Genomic DNA, 24,441 nt, shown 5'->3' on the forward strand with positions numbered 1-24,441 from the left:
TTTTTTCTTTTGGGTTTTAAAGAATAGTAAGATTAGAATAGACAAAAATCAATGAAGGATAGAAAATGGATAAAATTATTCGATTTAGTGTTTCTTTGCCTGAAAAATTACTCGAAGAACTTGATAAAAAAGTCGATGCGCAAGGCTATGCATCACGCAGTGAATTTACACGAGATTTGATTCGTGAAAAGATTGTTAAAGATGATTGGCAAGATGATAATAGTGATGTTATCGGTGTTTTAACAATGATTTACACCCATCATCAAAACGAGTTGGTTCAAAAAATATTAGAGATTCAACACGATGCAAAAATTCATATTATGTGCAATACCCATGTGCATGTGAGCCATGAAAATTGTTTAGAAACCGTCATGGTTACAGGAAAAGTGCCTGATGTAAAAGATTTTGCTCAAAAAATCGGTGGTCTTAAAGGGGTGAAATTTTGTAAATTAGTAGAAGCATCTATCCCCGCTTCATAAGCTTTTATAGACTATGAGTCACTCACGTAGTGGCTCATACGTTTTTACATGTAAAGAGATTTAGCGTAAAACTTTCCATGCTAACACTGCAATGATACACAGAACAATCCAATGCGAACTCATAAGAATACCTCCAAATACAATTGCTAATAAAAGTGCTGCATAACGCATTGTTTTGTTGGTTGCTAGTTTATAGGCTGCAAGGAGAGCAATGGTTGCATTGGCGATAAAAAATCCATCGGCTAAAGCGACTAAATCTTCTGTCCGAAATACGTTCACACAGACCAATCCTAAGACCAGAGCATTGATAGCCGATAAAAAAAGTGTTGCACTTATGGGTGAGCCATTTTGCAGACGTGTGCTTAAGAGCCTTAGGATACCTTTATGCTCACAAGCCAATCCACAAATCAGCCTTGAGACACCACCCACAAACAACAAAACCGTGCTTAAACACAAGAGCATCACTAAAATACCCATGACCTCATCACTGATACTACCAAAGAGCGGAGAAATAAGTGCAGTCATGGCATTAGGATGCTTAGGTGCGACAAAGGGGATGGCACAAACAACCAAAAGGTAGATTACAGAAATAATCACAGCACTTATCTTGACTGCTTTTGGAATAGTTTGTGTGGGATTATGTACTTCTTTTGAGTAGTTTCCTATGACTTCCCATCCGACAATAGACCAAAAACAAAGCAGTAAGGCTTTTGAAATTAAAGTCATATCCAAAGGTGTATCCCATGAAACCATCATTTTATTTTCCAGTAAAATAAGACTACTGCCAAGGCTTAAAACGATTCCAATGATAGTAGTAACACCCAGCGAAAGGATGCCTAAAAAGTGAATCGGGCGAAGGAGGGCAAAAAGGGTAAACAGTAACATAAGGAGTGCAATCAGATGAACATTAAGCCCTAAAAGGGGTTGCAAAAACTGTGCGCCTACAAGATACACAGCAACAGGACCAAAAAAAACAGCGCTAATAAGATAGTAAGAAGTCAGGTATTTTAGTTTCGTATTGAATGCGGCTTGTACGGCATTGGTGACACCCTCATCCCCTGGAAATTTAATACTTAAATTGCCTAAAACCAAAGCAAATGCAAAGCCCAATGCTAAAACACCACACCACACAAGAATAGAAAAATGACCAACGAGACGATACACAATGGGTGGTAAGAGAATAATACCAGAGCCTAAAATAGGTCCTATTATCAAGCCTGAAAGGGTTAGGGTGCTAAGCTGTTTTTTCATGGGGTTCACTTTGAATAGATTGAAAAGAGAGTTTATCAAAATATTTCTCTAAAAAGGCATCACATCTTTAAGATGTGATGCCTTTATGTTAATACAATTCTAATTTATAATTTAAGCGAATGGTGCGTGGAGAACCTGAGGCAAGGCGTGTCCCACCTGCTGCCCAATACTCTTTATTGGTGACATTATCGACATTGATTTGCCAAATATTTTTCTTACCATACAGCTTAGTGGTGTAGCGTCCACCTACACTAAAGAGTGTTACCGCATCTAACCACGCTTGGTTCAGGTCATTGACAGGGCGACGACCTGTATAGTAAGCGCCTGCGTTCATTGAAAGTCCAGCAATGCTGCTCAACTCGTAGCTTAAAAATAGACTGCCTGTACGGCGTGCTGCATTTTCAGGCAATTTGCCATTGAGTGCGCTTGCATTACCACTCATATCTTTAAAACGAGGGTCTAGCCATTGTGTGGAAGCAAGCCAACTGAGTTGTTCGGTGATTTTCCCCTGCGCGGAAAGTTCAACGCCACTGTAGCGTTTATGCCCACCCGCAACATAATAGTTCGCCGCGTCGGTGTAATATCCAGGGCTTTCTATATCAAACACCGCTGCTGAGACAAGTGTACCTGTCGTTGGTATCAGCCAATGAGCGCCTAGCTCGTACTGTTTGCTGATACCAGGATTTAGGCGTTCAGCTTCATTTTGCGTTCCTGTGGGTGCCGCTTCGCCTTCTTCCAATCCTTCTGAATACGAAGCATACAACGATACACTCTCTAAAGGTTTGTAAACAAGGGCTACCATCGGTGTGGTTTCACTCGCCTTATAGCGTGTTACATCTTGATTGCTCTCATATTTGGAATGGCGCACTCCTGCGATAACCTGCCACTGCGGATCCAGTGTGACACGATCCATCGTATAAAAACCCGTATCTTTTGTGGTATACGAAACACCCGTTGTTTGCGTGAAAACCGTTGGGGTTATAGAGTGTGGTGTATAGAGATTTTGCGCCATTGTGGCAGATGTTCTACTTCCAAGAGGTTTTTGATTTTTCTCAGTGTAACTGGTACCTAAGGTTAAATCATGTTGAATATCTCCTGTAGTCACAACGCCGTAAAGTTCCGCACGTAACAGATCAGAGGTGTACTCGTACTCTTGGTGGTTCACTTTTACTGTTCCAGCACCTGTGTTGAGCGTGGTCGCTTGAGGGTTTGAAAAGGTAAAGGTAGCAAGGTTACGTTCACGCTCCGTTTTTGCTCGTCCTGCTTCAAGCCCAAGACTCCATGTATCGCTAAGCGCATAATCGGATCTGAGCAAAACATTGGTCGTTTCGGTTTCAAACTTACTCGAATCAGGTCCTACCAATGTTGTTGGATTAACCGTTTTAGGTAAGGTGATAACACCGTTAACCGCTTTGGGAAGAGCAATGCCTACTTGTTCCGTCACTTGACGATGTTCATGCTCGACATCGGCTTTAATGATTAAGCGATCATTCACGTGCCAATCCAGCGCCATGGAGACAAAGCTTCGATTGCCATTGTCCACATCATCCAGATACGAACCCAGTGTGCCTCCTGCGGCATTGACCCTTACACCCACCTGTTTTTCTTCGCCAAAACGTTCACTCACATCCGCAGATCCAACGGCTGAACCATACTGATCCATCATTAAACCAACGGTTGCCATAGGCTCGTTTGTCGGGCGTTTGGTGACGTAATTAATAATACCAGCAGGAGACGTAAATCCATAATAGAGTGCTGAAGCTCCTTTAAGCACTTCAACGCGCTCTTTATCTTCAAGGGGAACTTGACTAAAGTTCATCAGTGGCAAAGAGCCATTAAGTCGATAATTGGTACGGTTTTGAACTTCAATACCCCGAATGACCAACTGATCCCATGTCTCACCACCGTTTTGCTGTTTGGTGACACCTGCGGTATTGCGTAGCGCGTCATACGTGCCTGTTGCTGCTTGTAACTCCAAAGCCTCTTTGGTGATGACATTCACGGTTGAGGGCACATCCATAATGTTGGTTCCTCGAAATGTTCCTGCTTCTACCGTTTCAGGTCTCAGCCCATCGGCACGTATATCTTCAATCGTAATGCTTGAAAGGACAGATGTATCCTCTTTTTCTATAAGGTTTGTCTCTGCAAGTGCACTCACCGTAGCTAAGCTTAATAACGTGCCTATGACATGACGAGACTGGATCCTAAAAATGCTCATTTTACTCCTTGATGTATTTAAATGCATAGTTTGTTGGGAATTATTTGAATTCTTGCATAAGTGATTTGAGAAGAATTTTATATAATTGATAATCATTGTATAAAACATATATTTAAACAACACTATTGTAGTTCGAACTAGAAGGTAAAATTTAGCAAAATATCAAATTTTATTGAATGAGTTTGTGGCTTAAAATGGATCGTTGCTCATCTTGAGTGTAGTTAAATTTAAACTCCGCCTCTTTAAGATAATAGATAAAATTCTCCTTTTTAATGCCTTTAAAATGTTCCATCCAACTTTCTAAAAAATGCCAAAAGTCGATGAGAGCGTTATTGAAACTCTCGTAGTGCGCGACTTTATGTTGGTTGAGGTAGCGTGCGTAGGTCTCTTTTTCAATGGAGTTTTCTTCTAAATTTTTAAGATGGGCAAATTGATCAGGGAGTAAAAGCGTGTGTATACGCTTACCATACAACATCCCTAAAATACCGATAGCATCGAAAAGATACTTTGGTTTTCCTCGTTTACATGTAGGAAGATAATAGTACTCATCGTACTGTGAAAAGGTTTGTGTTTGCTCTGTGTAAAGGGTTTGGGAGTGTTCTATGAGTAAAAAGCGCAGTTTTTGGTAGGTTTTGCTAACGCTTGGGTAGTTGACTCCTAAACGTATGGCACACTCATTTGCACTGTGATTGGCGATAAAAGAGTCAATAATATGCATGTTTTGAGTGTATTTTACATGACTAAAGGTACGTTTACATGTAACGCAACGATACTGTGTGGAAGAGACTTTGTACAGTTTGCGTTCTCCGCAAAAAATACACACGTTTTGTTCTGTTTTCATCGTCTTATTTTTCCTAAAAATAACTAAGAAACTTCTTTTTTTAGCTCCTATTTAAAGAGTTGTTCTATAATAGAGGAAAAATATGCCTAAGGATTTAAAATGTGTAAAGATTGCGGTTGTTCAATTACTCCGACTCAATGGTCTGCTCATACGCACGAACACTCTCACGATGGTCATACGCATAGCCATTCACACGATCATGACGATCATACCCATCATGAGCATCCTCATGCGCATGACCACGCTCATCATGAGCACAAAACGCATGATGAGATTCATGCCAATCCTCAACTGAACGATAAAAAAACCATCGCAGTCATCACCAAAATTTTGGATGCCAATGACAAACAAGCAGGACACAATAGAGCACATTTTGAAGAGCATGGTGTACTTGCTATTAATTTAATGAGTAGCCCAGGTAGTGGAAAAACCACGCTTTTGGAAGCGACGATTGATACAAAAGAGATAAAACTTGGTGTCATTGAAGGTGATCTTGAGACCAATCAAGATGCCGATCGTATCATCGCCAAAGGCGCACTTGCGCATCAAATCACCACAGGACAAGCATGCCATTTGGACGCGTTTATGGTGCATGAAGGGCTTCACCATCTCCCAATTGAAGGGCTTGATGTTGTCTTTATCGAAAATGTGGGCAATTTGGTTTGTCCAGCCAGCTACGATGTGGGAAGCCACCTCAATGTTGTGTTGCTCTCTGTTCCTGAAGGCGATGATAAACCCGCCAAATACCCCGTGATGTTTCGAAGTGCAGACCTCTTCTTAATTACCAAATGCGATTTATTGCCGCATTTTGATTTTAGTGTTGAAAAAGCCATCCGTGAAGCTCGAAAGCTTAATCCAAAAGTGGATGTCATCGAGATAGACAGCAAGTCTGGCAAAGGAATTGATCAGTGGATTAATTACTTAAAAATGAAAAAAGCATTGAGGTAACTATGTGTTTATCTATACCTTCTAAAGTCGTTGAAATCGACGAAAACAATTATGCAACGGTGGATACTATGGGTGTTAGGCGCCAAGTGACGCTGGATTTAATTTCTGAGCCTGTGAATGTGGGTGATTATGTACTCATTCACGTAGGATTTGCCATGAATAAGATTAGTAAGGAAGAGGCAGAATTGAGCATTGCAGCGTATAACGAGATTGCAGAAGCGATGCGAGAGGGTGAGATCAGTGAGGATGAGGGAAACAGTAATTATGTCTGAAGTGGATCTCATTGAGGGGTTTCGTGACCCTGAACATATGAAAGCTTTGGCGGCGCTGATTAAAAAAGAATGCAAATCCAAAATTAACATTATGGAAGTGTGTGGTGGGCATACGCATACCATTATGAAATTTGGGCTTTCTCAGATTTTACCAGAGCTGATTGACTTTATCCACGGTCCTGGATGTCCTGTGTGCATTATGCCTAAAGAGCGCATTGATCATGCCATCGCTTTGGCTTCGATGCCTAATACCATTTTAGCCACTTTAGGTGATATGATTCGTGTGCCTGGGAGCAAAACTTCTTTGCAAAAACTACGTGCGGAGGGTAAAGAGATTCGCTCGTTGTATTCTCCTTTGGATGTGATTAAAATTGCGCAAGAAAATCCTGATAAAAACGTGGTTTTTTTCGCCATTGGCTTTGAGACTACCACGCCGATGAGTGCGGTTTTAATCCAACAGGCGATTGCGTTAAATCTAAAAAACATTTTCTTTCACATCAATCATGTCACGGTACCTGAAGCAGTGGAAGCGATTATGAGTAGCGGAGATGCACTGATTGATGCGTTTTTAGGACCATCCCATGTGAGTGTCATCACAGGCTATAAAATTTATGAGCCAATTGCAGAAAAATACCACACACCCATTGTTGTTGCTGGTTTTGAACCTACTGATGTCATGGAGTCAGTTTTACGCATTGTACGTCAAGTCAATGCAGGTAAAAGTGAGGTAGAAAATGAGTATGCTAGAGCTGTTTCCCGTGAGGGAAATCTTAAAGCACAAGCTTTAATCAATACTTATTTTGAAAAAAGAGACCATTTTAGATGGCGAGGCATTGGGGATATTCCCAAAAGTGCCTTGAAACTTAAAGCCGAATATGCAGCCTATGATGCGGAAATTGTGTTTGGTGAAGTGCTTCCTAAAACAGAGTTGAACGACCATAAACTTTGTATTTGTGGCGATATTCTCAAAGGACGTGCGAAGCCATTTGATTGCAAAGTATTTGGTAAAGCCTGTACGCCTACCAATCCTATGGGCTCGTGCATGGTTTCAAGTGAGGGTGCGTGTTCAGCGTACTTCAAATATGGAAAACTCAATCTCAAAGGAGCAAGAGCGTGAGCAAAAAAATACTTCTCTCTCATGGCGGTGGCGGTGAAGAGACGCAAAGTTTGATTAAAGAGCTTTTTTTTAAACACTTTGAGAATGAGATTTTACTGCGTATGGAAGATGCGGCAAGTTTAGTGATGAATAGCACAAACATTGCTTTTACGACAGATTCTTTTGTGGTAAGTCCTCTTTTTTTTAACGGAGGAAACATCGGTAAACTTGCCATTGCAGGAACGGTAAATGATTTGTGTATGATGGGAGCAAAGCCAAAATACCTAACCTGTTCGTTTATGATTGAAGAGGGGTTTGAATACGCAAAATTGGAAGAAATTGTTATTAGTATGCGTGATGAGATGGCAAAAAGTGGTGTGAAAATTGTAGCGGGTGATACCAAAGTAGTTCCTCGTGGGGGTGTTGATGGGTTATTTATCAATACCACGGGTATTGGGGAAATTATTTATAAAGGTATTTCTGCACATCATTTAGCAAACGATGATGTCATTATCGTTTCACATGAAGTGGGTAATCATGGGGCGTGTATTTTAGCTACTCGTGAAGAGATTGAGTTGGAGAGTGAGCTTCAAACGGACTGTGCAAGTTTATGGAAACCTGTGGAAGCGCTCATAAACGCAGGTATAAAAATCCATGCGCTTCGCGATGCCACCCGTGGAGGGCTTAGTGCGGTACTTAATGAATGGGCTGAGACATCAAAGGTGTGTATTGAAGTGGATGAGGCTAAAATCCCTGTGGCAAAAGAAGTTAAAGGGATATGTGAGCTTTTAGGCTTTGAGCCTTATGAGTTCGCTAATGAGGGTACGATGGTGATTGCCTTGCCAAAAGAAGAGGCACTAAAAGCGCTTGACGTACTTCAACACTTTCCCGAAACAGCACACGCTACCATTATTGGGAAGGTGACACAGGCCTTTACATGTAAAGTTATTTTACACACGCCGTGGGGTTCAGAGCGCTTTTTAGAACCGCCCAAAGGTGAGTTACTTCCAAGGATTTGTTAATGCATGAATTTTCTATTGTAAATGCACTTTTAGAGATGTGTGAAAAAAGTGCCAAAGAGAACAATGCTACAAAAATTACCAAAGTAGAGATCAAAATAGGAAAACTAAGCGGCATTGAGCCTTATTTACTTGAGAGTGCCTTTGATACGTTTAAAGAGGAGGGCATTTGTATGGGTGCCAAGCTTGAGATGCATCTTCAAGAGGTTGTCATTCACTGTAATGTGTGCCATCATGAGGCAACCCTCAACCAAAATGAATTTCTCTGCCCAGCATGTCAAAGTCCTGAGATTAGTGTTATTGATGGCGAAGAGATGTTTTTAATGCACTTAGAGATGGAGTAAACAGCGCCTAAGTCATCTTAATGTAAAATAAGTTTTTACATGTAATGTGTAATATCTATTGTGAAAAGAGATGTTATGTTAGATGATTTAAGAGTCGCAAGCCTACATGATCTGCCTGAAATTATTAAAATTTATAACGAGGCCATTCAAGATGGTATTTCAACAGCTGACAGTAAAATGGTCAGTGTTGAGGAGAAATTACCATGGTTTTATGCCCATAATGAGACCTATCCTATTTTGGTGAAAGCGTATTGTGGGCGCATTATTGCATGGATTAGTTTTCAGCCTTTTTATGAGAATGTTCCTGTATATGCACACAGTTGTTTTATCAGCATTTTTATTGATAAAAACTTTCAAGGTAAAAAATTAGGGCAACAATTCTTAAAAGAGGCGATTGAACAAGCGCAAACAGGAGAGATGAAGACCTTGTTGGCACTTATTTTTGCAGATAATCCTGTGAGTCTTAAACTCTTTAAAAAATTAAACTTTAAAGAGTGGGGGCATTTAAGTCGTGTGGCAAGTGTTGAGGGTGTTGATAAAGACCTTCTTGTGTTAGGACTTCGCATAAAAGAGTAGGGTATGAAAAAAGAGAGATTGGTTATTTTTGATATGGATGGAACGCTCATTGACTCCAGTGAAGCAATGACGCAGAGTGTTAATTATGTAAGAAATGCGATAGGGCTTGAAACGCCTGTGAGTAAAGAGGCATTAGAATATCACATTAATGCGCTTGACCAACAGCTTCCTAAAATCTTTTATAATACAGAAACCTATCATCCTGAGCATCGTGCTCTTTTTAAAGAGCATTATATGCAATACGCTCCTTCTAATATTAGTTTATACCCTGATGTACGTCAGATGTTAGAGGTTTTAAGTCAAAAAGCACATTTAGGCATTGCGACCAATGCGCATGATTGCTTTGCGCATAATATGCTTGATGCTTTGGATATTGCGCACTATTTTTCAGGTGGTATCGTTGGTGCAAATAATGTAGCAGAACCAAAACCAAGCCCTTTGATGGTTGAAGAGTTAATGAAAACCTTTGGAGCGAAGGCTGAAGAGACTGTTTTGGTGGGCGATAGTATTAAAGACGAGCAAGCTGCTTTCAACGCAGGCGTGTCGTTTATTTTTGCCAATTGGGGATATGGCAAGTCTCAAACCTCAAACCTTCGTGCGCATAATGTGCATGAACTTCTCCTTCTTTTAAACACCCTTATTTAAGAAGCTCTAAGGGTGCCTCAAGCGTACGTTTGAGAATATTCACAGGCGATTTTAGGGTGTCTAAGAGCAAGTGTGTTTCAATATTAGGCTCATCTAAAGTCCCTTTAACATCCACGTTGGTTGAAATACGTTTATCTTCACCTAAAATGAGACCACCAACAAGGGGTATAAAATCAATAGCGGAGCTAAAGGTTTTGAGCGTTTTAACACGCAATTTTAAATCCAGTGCATCGGTGTGCAAATCAACACTGCCTTTACCTGTAATATCTGCATTCTTCCCTCTAAGCTGAAACTCTTTAATGTTTAAGGTGTCTTCATTTTGTTCAAAAATAAGGGTACCCGTTTCAACAAAATAGCCCTCTTTACTAAAATTTGGGTCACTAAAAACAAGCAAAGAAGGAATGGTATTAATCGTTGCCATAAGGTTATTAAAAAACTTTAAATCCTTAATAAAAGTATTGTGCATTTTAAAAACACCTTGTGTTGTTTTGAGTGTTGTAGGCTCTAGGCTAAGTTCAAAAGTGCCTTGATGAAAATAGGAGTGGTTAAAAAGAGCATTTATGCTTTCATCGTCCATGGCTTGTGCATGAAGCGTCAGCTGATTGTCTTTTTTTTGATACGAAAAAGAGGCAGTGCCTTTTTTTGATTCTAAATGAACTGTATCTTTAAAAAGACTTAAGGTGTAGCGATTAGAGAGTATTGTACGGCTACTGTTTGCATCTATAATAGAGCTATTCTCTCCATAAAGTGTTGTTTTAATAGGAATATTTAAAGGTTCAGTGCTATTGGGGACCAAGAGGTCAAGATTCTTTACATGTAAAGCGATTTCCTTGTCTAAATGCAACGCTAAGGCATAATCACTGGTGTAGGCATCAAGGGTTTTAGTGTTGGTTGTAAGGGTAATATCAAAATCTTTTACAGGAATGCCATTGGTAAGAAAAGGCGTGGAGACATCGTAAAGATTTAGTTTTGCCAAAAAACTTTCAAAATCTTGTGTGGTAACCTTTACACTCCCTTTTTCTATTCCATTTTCATACATGAAGGGTGAAATAGGAGCAATTTTTGAAAGGTCATTAAAAATAAATTGATTATTTTTAGGCTCAAAAATAATGTTCGTCTCAAGTCCTGGTAAACGCATGGTTGTCGTATTTTTATCAATTGTAAAAGAGGCTTTTTGATGTTTGAGGTTTTTTCCTTTTAAAAGTTCCATTTCTCCAAATTTTAACAACAGTGAACGAATATCAATGGAGCCATTAAAATCAGAAGTTTTTGTTTCAAAAATGCCTGTAGTATCAATGTCAAAAAGGTTTTTGTATTGCAAATTAGCACGATTTAATGTCACACGGTAATTATCGAGTAAAACCTCACCAGAACGTGTTGCCATTGGTAAACCACTGAGGTTAAAGGTACTAGGGGAGAGTTTAAATTCGCCTGTTGCATTAATATCATAGGGTAAAAATTTAATATCAAGTTTAACATGAGCCTCTGTTTTTCCTGAGGTCTGTGTAATAGGTACATCAATCTTAAAAGCATGTAAAATTTTATGTATCGAAGCATCCAATGTAGCGGTCGCATTTAAATCCACCACAATACCTGTACCTTTGGTTAAAAGATTGTAAATGTAGACATCTGCTTGTTGAATCTCTTTTTGTTCATAGTAGGGCTCAAGCACATCAAAAAGAAGTTTATCTTCGTGCAGGGTAATCCCAATTTGCTTTGCAAAAGCAGGCGGTACACTAGGCTCAAAGCTAATGGTCGCATCTTTAACAGTAGCGTGACCTCTCATTTGCATTGGAAAATAATCAAGCGTTTGAATGTCCAATTGTCCCTCTAAAAACTCCAAAATATACTCTTGCCCCACGATATTGGTATGAATCCAATCTTTAGCTAAAGGTTCTAATTCGACTATGGGTGATAAAAAATTCATAAAATCACTCAATGCTTGATTGGTAAAAGGTTCACTTTGAACGTGGTAGCTTAGAAGATTTTTTTGAAGTTCTAAACGTGTGCTACCTTTAAGCCCAAAAGTATCATACGCTCCTTCAAAACGGTAATTTTCTGCTTTTAAATCAAGATGGGCATTTCCCTTTACATGTAAAAAGAAATCTTTAAAGTTCGCTTCTAAAATGGTGACATCCAAAGCCGTTTTGGAATAAGGGGTGAGCATAAGCTTCACATCAAGGTGTTGGCTGGTGAGCTCAAACTGATTCTCTGCATAATATAAGGCGATACGCTCGTTTGCATAAATGAGATTTTGAATGCTAATGTGTTTAAAAAATTGATTAAGATACGGAAGGCTTTGGATAATTTGAGTGCTCTCTTCTAGGGAGGTATCGGTTTGTGTGTGGGCATTGATTTCAAGGCTTTGAATGGTTACAATCAATTTTTTATCTAGTTTAATATATAATTGATCAACTTTTATTTTGGGCAGGACAAGAGAATCCAGCGAGATACCATACATAAGAGTACCAATTAACACTACAAAAAAAAGAACAATGAACAGAAAAAATTTCCAAATATTTTTAATCGCATGCGATATTGCTTTAATTATCATCTATACACTTCTCTTTCACTTAAGCAGACCTATGGGTTCAAGCTCCGTTGCTTTCGTACCTCAAGGCTCAATAGCCCAAATTATAACATATATGGTGGATAAAAATTTCGACCTGCACCCTGAGGTAGATAAATACCTCTTACGCTTCATTGGTAAACCTCAAGCAGGTTGGGTGAATATTAACAAAGAAGTGTTAACACGGGGTGATTTTCTCTATAAATTATGCACGGCTAAGGCACCTTTAAAGGCGATTACCTATATTCCAGGCGAAACCAAAGAGCTTTTATTTGTACAACTTGCATTGGCATTTGAGCTTTCTTATGAAAAATTGCACGAAGAGTATGCTCTAGCAACCCCTTATGTTGATGGGTTTATTGTGCCTGAGACCTATTATATCCCTGTTGGTATTAGCGAAAAGCATTTGATTCATTTCCTCCTAGCCCATGCAAAGGCATATCATAAAGCTGTTTTTGAAAAAATATTTGGTGAATTTAATGAGGCAAAATGGCAAAAATTTATTATTATTGCTTCGATTATTCAAAAAGAAGCAGCCAATGTAGAAGAGATGCCTCTGGTTTCATCGGTGATTTACAATCGTTTGAAAAAAGATATGAAGTTACAGATGGATGGAACACTAAACTATGGAGAGTATTCTCACACAAAAGTAACGCCTCAGCGTATTCGTGAAGATACCTCCTCGTACAATACCTATATGCATAAAGGCTTACCTCAAAACCCTATTTGCAGTGTCAGTAAAGAGGCTATTTTTGCTGCTATTTTCCCAAAAACAACCAATTATCTCTATTTTGTAAAAAATAAAAGTGGAACGCATAACTTTTCCCAAAATTACGAGACACATTTAGAAAATATTCGCAACGGTTTTTAATAAAAAAATGGGTAGCATTTTTAAAATTTAATTTCATAAAAGGCTAAGATATGGCACACACACCCCACAAAATTATTTACACACAGGTTGATGAAGCCCCTGCGTTAGCAACATTTTCACTTTTACCTATCCTTAAAGCATTTACAAAAAGCTCACTGATTGAGATTGAAACACGTGATATTTCATTAGCAGGGCGCATTTTGGCAAATTTTCCTGAGTATTTAAAAGATGAGCAACGTATCCATGATGATTTAAGCTATTTGGGAACACTGGCCAACACCCCTGAGGCAAATATTATCAAATTACCTAACATTAGTGCCTCTTTACCCCAACTAAAAGCAGCCATTCAAGAGTTACAAGACAAAGGCTATGCACTTCCTTCCTATCCTGAAAATCCACTTAATGAAGAAGAAGCACAGATAAAAGCACGCTACGCTAAAGTTTTAGGCAGTGCCGTAAATCCAGTACTGCGTGAGGGAAACTCTGATAGAAGAGCGCCGCTTTGTGTCAAAGAATACGCACGCAAAAACCCGCATCGCATGGGCAAATGGACACACGACTCTGCTTCACATGTTGTCTATATGCAAGAGGGTGATTTTTACGAGAATGAACAATCTATAACATTGGAGAAAGCAAGCACCATTCGCATAGAATTGATTGGAAACGATGGTAAAACAACACTTCTAAAAGAGCACTTAGCCCTTTTAGAAGGTGAGATTTTTGATGCTACTTTTATGAGTAAAAAAAAGTTGGTAGACTTTTTTGAAGCACAAATGGAAGCGGCAAAAGCTCAAAATATTCTGCTCTCTTTGCATCTTAAAGCAACCATGATGAAAGTCAGTGACCCCATTATGTTTGGGTATGCCGTTAAAACGTTTTTCAAAGATGTATTTGAGAAATATGCCACAACCTTTGAAACATTAGGCATTAATGCAAATAACGGTTTAGGGGATGTGTACAGCAAAATCTCAACCTTGCCATTGGCACAACAAGCGGCAATAGAAGCAGATATACAAGCGTGCTATGCCAAACGTCCACCAATAGCCATGGTCAATTCAGACAAAGGTATTACCAATTTACATGTACCCAGTGATGTGATTATTGATGCGTCTATGCCAGCGTGTATTCGGGATTCTGGTAAAATGTGGGGAAAAGATGGGGCATTACACGATACTAAGGCATTGATTCCTGATAGGGCTTATGCACGTATTTATGAAGAGACCATGAATTTTTGTAAGAAAAATGGTGCGTTAGATCCTAAAACCATGGGTTCAGTTCCTAATGTAGGTTTAATGGCACAAAAAGCAGAAGAGTACGGCTCTCACGATAAGACATTTGAAATTCCTTATGATGGTATGGTGCGTGTTGTTGAAATCAGCAGTGGTACAATTTTAATGCAGCATAGTGTTGAAAAAGGAGATATTTATCGTGGATGTCAAGCCAAAGATGCCCCTATTAAAGATTGGGTAAAACTAGCGGTTAATCGTGCACGACTCAGTCAAACTCCCGCTATTTTTTGGTTAGATTCTAAGCGTGCGCACGATGCTCAAATGATCAAAAAAGTAGAAAAATATTTAAAAGAGCATGACCTCAGTGGTCTTGATATTAAGATTATGAGCCCAGAAGAGGCGATAAAAATATCCTTAGAACGCATTGTAAAAGGGCTGGATACGATTGCCGTAACGGGCAACGTGTTGCGTGATTATTTAACCGATTTGTTTCCTATTTTAGAAGTAGGTACAAGTGCAAAAATGCTCTCGATTGTTCCTTTGATGAACGGAGGAGGATTGTTTGAAACAGGTGCGGGTGGTTCTGCACCTAAGCATGTTCAGCAATTTGTGCAAGAAAATCACTTACGTTGGGATTCATTAGGTGAATTTATGGCACTTACTGCTTCGTTAGAACACCTTTCTGCCGTTATGGGCAATAAAAGAGCTGCTATCTTAGCTAAAACATTGGATGTGGCTACTGGAAAATTTTTGGATAATAACAAATCTCCTTCACCTAAAGTTGGTGAGTTGGATAATAGAGGAAGCCACTTCTATTTAGCAATGTATTGGGCGCAAGCTTTAGCAACGCAAGAAGAAGATAAAGCCCTTGCGGATGAATTTAAATCTTTAGCAGATTTTCTTGAAGAGAATGAAACGGTTATTGTCCATGAATTAAATACTGCCCAAGGACAAAAGGTCGATATGGGTGGGTATTATAAACCTAATAGTGAAAAAACAAGCAACGCAATGCGCCCAAGTGCAACTTTCAATCGTGCATTGGAAACATTTAACGCTTCTATCTAGTCTTTACATGTAAAAAAGGAGTCTCTTTGGCACAGGGAAAAAAAGTCTCTATTATTGGTGCAGGAAACGTAGGTGCAACCATCTGTTATTGGTTGGCGATGCGTAAAAGTTGCCGTGAAATTGTCATGATTGATTTAATTGAGGGTGTGGCACAAGGAAAAGCTTTAGATATTTCCCAAGCCACCAGTCCTGAGGGCAGTCATACACAAATTCGAGCGTCCAGTGAGTATGCGTCAATTGAAAACAGTGATATTGTGGTTATTACTGCAGGCAGTCCACGCAAACCTGGCATGAGTAGAGATGATTTATTATTGATCAATGCAAAGATTACAAAAGGTATTGTAGAACAACTAAAAACGTATGCACCTGAGGCTATTGTGATTACGGTATCCAATCCTTTAGACGCCATTACCTATGTGGCACAAAAAGTGGGAAATTATCCTCGAAATCGTGTTATTGGGATGGCAGGTATTTTGGACAGTTCACGTATGGAGACCTTTATTTCTGAAAAATTGGGTTTTGGGTATGGACAAGTAACTGCAAGCGTTATGGGCGGACATGGGGACGACATGGTGCCTCTGCCTCGTTACTCTTCGGTGAATGGTGTTGCCCTTAAAGATTTGCTTTCGCACGGTGAAATTGCAGAGATTATTGAAAAAACCCGTCATGGTGGTGCTCAAATTGTGCGTTGTATGGGAACATCCGCCTATTATGCGCCTGCTAATGCTACGGTAAAGATGATAGAAGCCATTTTAAGTGATTCACACTCTATTTTTCCTTGTGCAACCCTACTAGAGGGTGAATATGGCTATTGCGATACCGTCAATGGTGTTCCTGTTGTCTTAGGCAAAAATGGGATTGAAAAAATTGTAGAATTACCTTTAAATGAGGACGAACAAGCTCAGTTTGCTAAAAGTATTGCATCCGTGGATGCGTTGTTGGAAACATTACATGTAAACCATTTTTTTGGAACTTAATATTAGAGCAAAAAAAAGAGGTAGTTTAAAATTTTTCTTGATTGTAAGATAGCTTCATTATAGAGTTAAGGACTTAATCACTAAAGGTAGAATGATGAATATTCATGAGTATCAGGCCAAAGAGATTTTTAGGCGCTACAATGTTCCAACGCCACGTGGGTATGTTGCTAGCAGTGTTGAAGAAGCAGTGCAAAATGCACAGAAACTAGGCGGCACGCTGTGGGTAGTCAAAGCACAAATTCACGCAGGTGGCAGAGGTTTGGGAGGCGGTGTTAAATTAGCACGAAGCCTAGACGAGGTCAAAGCGCACGCACAAGCACTTCTTGGTATGAACCTTGTGACGCATCAAACAACAGCTTTGGGAACATGTGTCCAAAAAATCTATATCGAAGAGGGTGTGGAGATTGCGAATGAGTTTTATTTAGGGATGGTTTTAGACCGCTCTCAAGAGTTGCCTGTCATGATGGCATCGTGTGAGGGAGGCATGGAAATTGAAACGATTGCTCAGAGTGCACCTGAAAAAATTATCAAGGTCAGTATCGATCCTTTTATTGGTTTTCAGTCATATCACGGACGAGAGCTTGCCTTTGGTTTAAATTTACCGCAAGAAGAGACACAAAATTTTATTCACTGTGCTAAGGCTTTGTATGAAGCATATATGCACAATGATGCCTCAATGATAGAAATTAATCCTTTAGTCAAAACGAAAAACGGAACATTTATTGCCCTTGATGCGAAAATGAGTTTTGATGACAATGCTCTTTTTCGTCATCCTGAAATTGTGGCGATGCGTGATACGAGTGAGGAAAATCCTATTGAGAGAGAAGCCTCAGAGTATGGGTTGAGTTATGTTAAGTTGAATGGTTCTGTAGGGTGTATGGTCAATGGTGCAGGTTTGGCGATGGGAACCATGGATATTATTGATTATGCAGGGGGCGAGCCTGCAAACTTCTTAGACGTGGGTGGTGGGGCAAATGCCAATACCGTTGCAAAAGGGTTTGAGATTATCTTAAAAGACCCAAATGTGAAGTCCATTTTTGTGAATATTTTTGGTGGTATTGTTCGTTGTGATCGCATTGCTAATGGTATTTTAGAAGCGACCAAAATGGTAAAAGTGGATGTACCTGTGATTGTTCGTTTGGATGGCACCAATGCCAAAGAGGCAGTTGAAATTCTCAAAAATGCAAATATTAAAAATATTATCAGTGCTACAGATTTAAGTGATGGAGCACAAAAAGCAGTTGCTGCCGCAAAAGGAGCGTTGGTATGAGTATTTTGATTGATAAAAATACCAAAGTCGTGGTGCAAGGATTTACAGGCAAAGAGGGAAGCTTTCATGCAGAACAGTGTTTAGCATATGGTACAGACATTGTAGGCGGTGTGACACCTGGTAAGGGTGGAAGTGTTCATTTGGGTAAGCCTGTTTTTAATACCATGAAAGAAGCCATTGCGAAAACAGGCGCAACAGTGAGTATGGTCTTTGTTCCTCCTGCCTTTGTTGCAGATGCCATTTTGGAAGCGGCGGATGCGGGTATTGAACTGGCGGTTATTATTACAGAGGGTGCCCCTGTTCGTGATATGCAACGGGTGAAAGCCTATGCCACAAAAAAAGGTATGAAAACCATTGGGCCTAATTGCCCTGGGATTATTACTGCGCAAGAGTGCAAAATAGGCATTATGCCAGGTTCTATTTTCAAAAAAGGCTCAATTGGTTTAATTAGCAAATCAGGAACATTGACCTATGAGGGTGCAAATCAAGTCTGTAATGAGGGCTTAGGGATTTCAACCGCCATTGGTATTGGAGGGGATCCTATTATTGGGCTTTCGTATAAAGAATTGTTGGCACTGTTTGAAGCAGACCCTCAAACAGAAGCCATTGTGATGATTGGTGAAATTGGCGGTGATCTTGAAATTCAAGCAGCTTCATTTATTAAAGAACATATTTCAAAACCTATTGTGGCATTCATTGCAGGGCAAAGTGCTCCAAAGGGAAAACGTATGGGACATGCAGGAGCCATCGTGAGTGGAAGTTCAGGTACGGCGCAGGAAAAAATGACTGCCTTAGCATCGGTGGGTGTTCATGTGGTCAAATCACCCGCACATATTGGTAAAAAAGTAGCAGAGGTACTTAAAAAATGAAAAAGAACTACGAAGTGTTAAACATTAAATGTGGCGGTTGCGCAGGTACAGTTAAATCAAAACTTAAAGAGCGTTTTCCTGATATTGAGGTGAGCCTTGAGAGTGATCCTAGAGTGGTTAGTGCAACCATCCATTCCGATGAGGAAGAGCGTTATTTGTTGGAAACTTTAAAGTCTCTAGGATACCCATCAATTCATGAAGATTTGGGTGGCTTAGAGGGAGCGCTTTTAAAAGGGAAGAGTTTTGTTTCGTGCGCAATTGGCAAGATGAATCAAGATAAAGGGGAATAAGCAATGGGTTTAATGAGTGCTCCTGAACATACACCAGTATGGGTAAATATAGCACGATGTAAAGCATGTGATATATGTGTGAGTATGTGTCCAGCAGGGGTCTTGGCAATGGTGCCAGCCCCGAGTTCAACACAAGGCTCCATGATAGAAGTAGTGGTTCCTGATGCCTGTATTGGCTGTAGGGATTGTGAATTACACTGTCCTGATTTTGCAATTTTTGTGGCAGATAAAAGTGAATTTAAATTTGCAAAACTCTCTGAAGCGTCTAAAGAGCGTGCAGAAGCTATTAAAAATAATCACTTTCAAAAACTTGGTGCATAAGGAATCAGAGATGGCAAGAGAAGTAATATCAAGCGGTAATGCACTGGTTGCAAAAGCTGCCGTTGAGTGTGGCTGTAAATTTTTTGGTGGCTATCCTATTACCCCCTCCAGTGAAATAGCAGAAGATTTAAGTGGATTACTCCCAAAATTTGGTGGTAAATTTATTCAGATGGAAGATGAAATTGGCGGTATTTGTGTAGCCCTTGGTGCATCAATGAGTGGAACAAAGGCCATGACTGCATCCTCCGGTCCTGGTATCTCTTTAAAAGCGGAACAAATTGGATATAGCTTTATTGCAGAAATTCCATTGGTCATTGTCAATGTAATGCGAGGAGGGCCTTCTACTGGACTTCCAACACGTGTTTCACAAGCCGATATTGGACAGGCAAAGTATCCAACGCACGGTGATTTTGCTTCCATTACACTGTGCCCAGGAAGTTTAGAAGAGGCCTATACCGAAACGATTAGAGCATTTAATATTGCTGAAAAATATATGACACCTGTATTTTTACTTTTAGATGAAACGCTAGGACATATGCATGGTAAGGCTATATTACCTGATTTAGTGGAAATCGAAAAAAGTGTTATTAAGCGTGCAGAGTTTATGGGTGATCCTGATGCTTATAAACCTTATGCAGCGGCGCCAAATGAGCCAGCTGTACTCAATCCTTTTTTCAAAGGCTATCACTATCATGTTACAGGGCTTCATCATGGAGATATGGGATTCCCCACAGAAGATGGAAAAGCGTGTGAGTATAATATTGAGCGTTTGATGAATAAAATTAAAACAAAAACGGATGATTTAGTTACGTATGAAGAGTTTATGTTAGAGGATGCTGAGGTATGTATTATTGCCTATGGAAGCATCAGTAGAGGAGCAAAAGAGGCTGTGATGAAGCTTAGAAATGAGGGCATTAAAGCAGGACTCTTTAGACCAATTACACTCTGGCCAAGCCCCGCATCAAAATTACAAGAGATAGGCAAACGCTTTTCTAAAATTATGGTAACTGAACTCAATATGGGACAATACCTCGAAGAGATTCAACGTGTGATGAAACGAGATGATTTTGCAACACTGCATAAAGCGAATGGTCGACCAATTGCACCACTTGAAATGGTTGCTAAAGTGAAGGAGATGATGTAATGGCTTTTAATTACGATAAATATTTACGTATGGACAAAATGCCAACCCTATGGTGTTGGGGGTGTGGCGATGGTGTGATTTTAAAAGCGGTTATTCGTGCGATTGATAAAATGGGCTGGGATATGAACGATGTGTGTGTAGTTTCAGGCATTGGGTGTAGTGGGCGTTTTAGCTCTTACATCGACTGTAACACGGTTCATACGACACACGGTCGTGCCATTGCGTATGCAACAGGCATTAAACTTGCCAATCCTGACAAGCATGTGATTGTCGTGACAGGTGATGGTGATGGTTTAGCCATTGGCGGTAACCATACCATTCATGGGTGTCGTAGAAATATTGACTTAAATCATATTTTAATTAACAATTTTATTTATGGTTTGACCAATTCTCAAACCAGTCCAACCACACCACAAGGTATGTGGACATCCACAGCGCATTATGGTAATGTTGATCCTAGTTTTGATGCCGCCAAACTAGCCGATGCTGCAGGGGCTACCTTTGTGGGACGTGAATCCGTACTAGACCCTCAAAAACTTGAAAAAATATTGGTTGCTGGGTTTTCGCACAAAGGCTACTCCTTTTTTGATATTTTTTCCAACTGTCATATCAATTTAGGGCGTAAAAATAAAATGGGTGAAGCGGTACAAAATCTTGCGTGGATTGAAAACCGTATTGTAGGTAAAAATAAGTTTGACCTTTTAAGTGAAGAAGAGCGTGTAGGTAAGTTTCCAACAGGCATCTTAAAACAAGAAGAGGGCAGACTCGAGTACTGTGAAGCGTACGATAAAGTCATTTACGCAGCACAACATAAAACAACCGTAGCGTTATAAGGAGCCCTTGATGCGAAGACAATTACGTTTTGTAGGTGTGGGTGGCCAAGGGGTTATTTTAGCAGGTGAGATTTTAGCCGTTGCGAAGATTAAACAAGGTGGGTATGGTGTGAAAGCCTCAACGTACACTTCTCAAGTAAGGGGAGGTCCTACCAAGGTTGATATTTTACTCGATGAGAGTGAAATATTATTTCCCTATGCGAATGAGGGTGAAATTGAGTTTATGATAGCCACGGCACAAGTGAGTTTTAACCAATTTAAAGAGGGTGTGAAAGAAGGTGGTATCATCGTCGTGGAGCCCAATCTTGTTAAACCCAGTGAGGACGATCGCAAAAAGTGGAAGATTATTGAAATTCCTCTCATTACCATCGCCAAAGAAGAGGTAGGAAATGTCATCACCCAATCAGTTGTTGCCCTTTCCATTACGGTTGAAATGACACAGGTGCTTCCACATGAACTCGTTCGTGAAGTCATGCTCTCAAAAGTACCTGAGAAAGTACATCCTGCCAATAATAAGGCTTATGAATTGGGCGTTAAATACGCTAAAGAAGCACTCAAAACGCTTTAAAAAGAGTTTACATGTAAAGAAATTTTTCTTTACATGTAAAGGATTATATTTTATTGAAACTGAGAGAGTTTTATATTGAGATTTTCTGCTAATTTTGACAGATGATCAGCAGCGGCGGCAATTTCTTCTACACTTCTTGCATTTTCTGAGGTAATGGTATTAATATTTGTCACTAAATCGACAATTTTATCGGTATCTTTGGCTATTTTTGTGGAGTTATTGGCACTAATACTAACGGATTGAACACTCTCATCCATCACCGTTGTTGTTTCAATAATGGTCTCTTCCACCGTGGTTGAAACCCCCGCAAGGCGTCTAATATTTTGTGCATTTTTACTCATTTTATCAGATGAATTGACAATGGATTGAACAATGATATTAATCGTCGCATTAATCTCAATAAGGGAAGATTGGGTACGCTCTGCTAGTTTTCGCACTTCATCGGCAACCACCGCAAAGCCACGCCCGTGTTCTCCTGCTCGTGCGGCTTCAATGGCGGCATTCAGCGCTAAAAGATTGGTCTGATCGGCAATATCTGAAATCACCGTTAAAATTTGCTTCACTTGTTCTGCATCTTTGCTCATCTGCTCTAACTGCCCTGCTAATAGCGTCTCCTCTTCGCTAGCAAGTTCGACTTCATCTTTAAGCTTAATGACTTCATTTTTAGCTGATTCTAGTTTATTCCCTGCAATACCAATGCTCTTTTTCATCTCCTCAGAAAGCAGTGCGGTTTCTTGTACAAACTTTTTAATAGAGACAATCTCTTCAATCGTATTGTTGACAATGACCGTACTGTTTTCTGCATTGCGTCCTATTTGCATACTGGTGGTACCTAGTTCATGTGAAACAGAAGCATTTTCAGCTGAGGAGCGTTTCACATCTTCTATAATTCCTTCTAAGGCAGAGACCAAGTCATTAAAGCTATTGACAATCTCTTGAATTTCGTTTTTTTTACCATAGTGAATGCGAAATTTTAAATCTTTATGCGTGACAAAACCAATAATGCTATCATGAATCAGTGAAACACCGTGCATAATATTTTTTCGAATCATAAAGCTTAAAATTAGAATCACAATAGCAACCAAAAGGGATAACGCAATCATGATAAATGTAGCACTGTTTTTTTCATTAACGGCATCTATAGCATCTTCTTGTGCTAATTTTTGGTTGTATTGCATATGTTCATCTGTGGTATTCATTAACGTACGTGGAATATTTGCTGTTTCTTCAAGAAATTTATTCAGCTCATCTTTTTTGCCTTCATTGGAGAGTGCAAAAACCTTTGCTACAAGATTGGTGTATTTTTGGAAATACTCTTGTTCTTTTGCATGCAAGGCTTTATCCTTATCATCGACTAAAAAGCGTTCGTAATGTTTATTGGCTTGTTCAAACTCATTTTTGTACTTAGAAAAGGTCTCTTCAAGGGCTTTTTTGGTTTTAAGATCTTCTGCTAGTATATGTTGAAGTCCTGTAAGGCGCATGCGATACATGGCTTGTTGTAAATCACTAAGCAGTAAAATACTGGGTAAAGAATTGACATTACATGTATTGGTTTGTGTATAGACCTGCTCCATTTTTGTAAAACCTATGCTAAAGACAGCTAAAATTCCCAAAATCGCAATGCTTAGCATTGTAATCAATTGTTTCGAAATACTCATACTTTTCTCCTTCCTAATAATATATAGTACTTAGTAATGTTATCACTAAATATTCGAAAAAAAAAGCGCAAAAAGTCGTTTTTATAAACAAAAAGATGGAGAAAGAAGAACCTTAGTGAAAAAGACCCAACCGAAATGCTTTGGGCGTCATTGTATGATACGATTTAAAAAAGCGTGAAAACTCAGAAGGTGTTTGAAATCCAAGCATAGAAGCAATGGCTGCAATGGATAAATTGGTATATTCTAGCAAATAAAGTGCCTCTTTAAAAAGGCGATGATGAATGCACGAGAGGGCATTTTTACCCAAAGTCTCTTTGATGGTTTCGCCCAAATGTTTGGATGAGATATGAAGCAATTGTGCATAGTCTGATACTTTTTTATACTCTAAAAAGTGTTTTTCAATCAGTTCTAAATAGCAATGCGTAATGTGTTGTGCACGTGATGTAAAGACAATAGCCGTTTTTTGTGCCATTTTTTCACGTTTTAAAAGCATAAGCAGTTTTAAAATAATGAGGCGTATGAGTAAATGATGCCCTTCTTGTTTTTCATGCAATTCGGTATTAATATCCATATATAAATTAAGAATACGTGTATACATAGAGGTAGAAAGATGCACGGGGCTTAGATTATTATGGTGATAATCAAAGAGCTGTTGAATTGTTGGGCTAATGTGATGTTCTTGATACGCCTTAATATAAGATTCACTAAAGAGTAAAATGTAAATTTCTGTTGTTTCTGTAATGTTTTCAAAAGAGTAGATGGTATTGGGGGGAATGAGTTGTAAGGTATGTTTTGTAATTGTGTAGGTGTAGTGATTAAGGTGGCGTATAAGTTCACCATCAAGGCACAAAAGTAGGGCATAAAAGTCAAATTTTAGTGCGGTCTTTTTTTGTAAATTGACATCTTTTTCTAAAATGGCAACGCCATCGATGTCTACATTGTCACGATGCAAATCAAGACCAAATTTTGGATGTTTCATAAACGAGTATTGGTAGATTTTCATAGCATCTTTTAAGCTTAGTAATATCATAAGGATAGCTCCAAAACTATACAAAAGTACGGATAGTATACCCCATCGTTTCTAAAAA

24 protein-coding genes are annotated in these 24,441 nt (G+C 39.4%); 18 read left to right on the forward strand and 6 right to left on the reverse strand.

Translation table 11 applies throughout. From position 1 onward, the window contains the following. Positions 1–65 precede the first annotated feature (65 nt). A complete protein-coding gene (nikR, locus tag SULBA_RS05695; RefSeq protein ID WP_014769325.1) occupies positions 66–479 on the forward strand; it encodes a nickel-responsive transcriptional regulator NikR in 414 nt (137 codons plus the stop codon). A 60-nt stretch (positions 480–539) separates the two neighbouring features. On the opposite strand, the gene SULBA_RS05700 is transcribed toward nikR, so the two are convergent. From SULBA_RS05700 to SULBA_RS05710, 3 genes are all read right to left on the reverse strand, one after another. Continuing rightward, complete coding sequence (locus SULBA_RS05700; protein WP_014769326.1) at positions 540–1,730, reverse strand: APC family permease; 1,191 nt, start codon at positions 1,728–1,730, stop codon at positions 540–542. A gap of 88 nt (positions 1,731–1,818) precedes the next feature. Continuing rightward, entirely contained in the window at positions 1,819–3,948 is a 2,130-nt protein-coding gene (locus SULBA_RS05705; protein ID WP_014769327.1) for a TonB-dependent siderophore receptor, read from the reverse strand. Between the two features lie 169 nt (positions 3,949–4,117). Continuing rightward, positions 4,118–4,789 carry a hypothetical protein gene (locus tag SULBA_RS05710; RefSeq protein WP_014769328.1) on the reverse strand — a complete coding sequence of 224 codons (672 nt, stop codon included), beginning with the start codon at positions 4,787–4,789 and terminating at the stop codon, positions 4,118–4,120. Between the two features lie 99 nt (positions 4,790–4,888). Between SULBA_RS05710 and hypB the strand changes: the two genes are divergently transcribed. The 7 genes from hypB (at position 4,889) to SULBA_RS05745 (ending at position 9,689) form a co-directional block, all read left to right on the forward strand. Then, the gene (gene hypB, locus SULBA_RS05715; protein WP_014769329.1) at positions 4,889–5,737 is read left to right on the forward strand and encodes a hydrogenase nickel incorporation protein HypB; all 849 of its coding nucleotides are present in this window, start codon (positions 4,889–4,891) and stop codon (positions 5,735–5,737) included. Between the two features lie 2 nt (positions 5,738–5,739). Further along, positions 5,740–6,009 carry a HypC/HybG/HupF family hydrogenase formation chaperone gene (locus SULBA_RS05720; protein ID WP_014769330.1) on the forward strand — a complete coding sequence of 90 codons (270 nt, stop codon included), beginning with the start codon at positions 5,740–5,742 and terminating at the stop codon, positions 6,007–6,009. After that, complete coding sequence (gene hypD, locus SULBA_RS05725; protein WP_014769331.1) at positions 6,002–7,126, forward strand: hydrogenase formation protein HypD; 1,125 nt, start codon at positions 6,002–6,004, stop codon at positions 7,124–7,126. Before SULBA_RS05720 ends, hypD begins: the two co-directional genes overlap by 8 nt. Continuing rightward, positions 7,123–8,127 (forward strand): hydrogenase expression/formation protein HypE, encoded by a 1,005-nt coding sequence (hypE, locus tag SULBA_RS05730; RefSeq protein ID WP_014769332.1) that lies wholly within the window; start codon positions 7,123–7,125, stop codon positions 8,125–8,127. Before hypD ends, hypE begins: the two co-directional genes overlap by 4 nt. Next, complete coding sequence (gene hypA, locus SULBA_RS05735; RefSeq protein WP_014769333.1) at positions 8,127–8,468, forward strand: hydrogenase maturation nickel metallochaperone HypA; 342 nt, start codon at positions 8,127–8,129, stop codon at positions 8,466–8,468. The genes hypE and hypA overlap by 1 nt, the downstream gene beginning before the upstream one ends. Positions 8,469–8,543: 75 nt before the next feature. Further along, on the forward strand, positions 8,544–9,044 hold the full coding sequence (locus SULBA_RS05740; RefSeq protein WP_014769334.1) for a GNAT family N-acetyltransferase: 501 nt from the start codon (positions 8,544–8,546) through the stop codon (positions 9,042–9,044). A 3-nt stretch (positions 9,045–9,047) separates the two neighbouring features. Further along, positions 9,048–9,689, forward strand: a complete 642-nt coding sequence (locus SULBA_RS05745) for an HAD family hydrolase (protein WP_014769335.1) — start codon at positions 9,048–9,050, stop codon at positions 9,687–9,689. Here the strand turns inward: SULBA_RS05745 and SULBA_RS05750 are convergent. After that, entirely contained in the window at positions 9,682–12,243 is a 2,562-nt protein-coding gene (locus tag SULBA_RS05750; protein WP_014769336.1) for a DUF3971 domain-containing protein, read from the reverse strand. The two genes, SULBA_RS05745 and SULBA_RS05750, sit on opposite strands and share 8 nt — an antisense overlap. Here SULBA_RS05750 and mltG point away from each other — a divergent pair. The 10 genes from mltG (at position 12,185) to SULBA_RS05800 (ending at position 21,695) form a co-directional block, all read left to right on the forward strand. Beyond that, positions 12,185–13,129 carry an endolytic transglycosylase MltG gene (mltG, locus tag SULBA_RS05755; protein WP_245391445.1) on the forward strand — a complete coding sequence of 315 codons (945 nt, stop codon included), beginning with the start codon at positions 12,185–12,187 and terminating at the stop codon, positions 13,127–13,129. The genes SULBA_RS05750 and mltG overlap by 59 nt on opposite strands. A gap of 50 nt (positions 13,130–13,179) precedes the next feature. Next, positions 13,180–15,423: an NADP-dependent isocitrate dehydrogenase gene (locus SULBA_RS05760; protein ID WP_014769338.1), complete on the forward strand. Its 2,244-nt coding sequence runs from the start codon at positions 13,180–13,182 to the stop codon at positions 15,421–15,423. 26 nt (positions 15,424–15,449) lie between these two features. Beyond that, the gene (gene mdh / locus SULBA_RS05765) at positions 15,450–16,400 is read left to right on the forward strand and encodes a malate dehydrogenase (RefSeq protein WP_014769339.1); all 951 of its coding nucleotides are present in this window, start codon (positions 15,450–15,452) and stop codon (positions 16,398–16,400) included. Positions 16,401–16,494: 94 nt separating this feature from the next. After that, on the forward strand, positions 16,495–17,670 hold the full coding sequence (sucC, locus tag SULBA_RS05770; protein ID WP_014769340.1) for an ADP-forming succinate--CoA ligase subunit beta: 1,176 nt from the start codon (positions 16,495–16,497) through the stop codon (positions 17,668–17,670). Beyond that, positions 17,667–18,539, forward strand: coding sequence for a succinate--CoA ligase subunit alpha (gene sucD / locus SULBA_RS05775; RefSeq protein WP_014769341.1), 873 nt, complete (start codon positions 17,667–17,669; stop codon positions 18,537–18,539). Before sucC ends, sucD begins: the two co-directional genes overlap by 4 nt. Then, positions 18,536–18,829 carry a heavy-metal-associated domain-containing protein gene (locus SULBA_RS05780; protein ID WP_014769342.1) on the forward strand — a complete coding sequence of 98 codons (294 nt, stop codon included), beginning with the start codon at positions 18,536–18,538 and terminating at the stop codon, positions 18,827–18,829. The genes sucD and SULBA_RS05780 overlap by 4 nt, the downstream gene beginning before the upstream one ends. Positions 18,830–18,832: 3 nt before the next feature. After that, positions 18,833–19,150, forward strand: coding sequence for a 4Fe-4S dicluster domain-containing protein (locus SULBA_RS05785; protein ID WP_014769343.1), 318 nt, complete (start codon positions 18,833–18,835; stop codon positions 19,148–19,150). A gap of 10 nt (positions 19,151–19,160) precedes the next feature. Next, complete coding sequence (locus tag SULBA_RS05790; protein WP_014769344.1) at positions 19,161–20,294, forward strand: 2-oxoglutarate synthase subunit alpha; 1,134 nt, start codon at positions 19,161–19,163, stop codon at positions 20,292–20,294. Continuing rightward, positions 20,294–21,127: a 2-oxoglutarate ferredoxin oxidoreductase subunit beta gene (locus SULBA_RS05795; protein ID WP_014769345.1), complete on the forward strand. Its 834-nt coding sequence runs from the start codon at positions 20,294–20,296 to the stop codon at positions 21,125–21,127. The genes SULBA_RS05790 and SULBA_RS05795 overlap by 1 nt, the downstream gene beginning before the upstream one ends. A gap of 10 nt (positions 21,128–21,137) precedes the next feature. Continuing rightward, a complete protein-coding gene (locus SULBA_RS05800) occupies positions 21,138–21,695 on the forward strand; it encodes a 2-oxoglutarate:acceptor oxidoreductase subunit OorC (RefSeq protein WP_014769346.1) in 558 nt (185 codons plus the stop codon). Between the two features lie 50 nt (positions 21,696–21,745). Here SULBA_RS05800 and SULBA_RS05805 read toward each other — a convergent pair whose 3' ends face one another. Both SULBA_RS05805 and SULBA_RS12730 read right to left on the reverse strand, forming a co-directional pair. Beyond that, positions 21,746–23,353, reverse strand: coding sequence for a methyl-accepting chemotaxis protein (locus SULBA_RS05805; protein WP_014769347.1), 1,608 nt, complete (start codon positions 23,351–23,353; stop codon positions 21,746–21,748). A 112-nt stretch (positions 23,354–23,465) separates the two neighbouring features. Continuing rightward, positions 23,466–24,383, reverse strand: a complete 918-nt coding sequence (locus SULBA_RS12730) for an AraC family transcriptional regulator (RefSeq protein ID WP_014769348.1) — start codon at positions 24,381–24,383, stop codon at positions 23,466–23,468. Between the last annotated feature and the right edge of the window lie 58 nt (positions 24,384–24,441).

This window comes from Sulfurospirillum barnesii SES-3, assembly GCF_000265295.1.
Classification (GTDB): domain Bacteria; phylum Campylobacterota; class Campylobacteria; order Campylobacterales; family Sulfurospirillaceae; genus Sulfurospirillum; species Sulfurospirillum barnesii.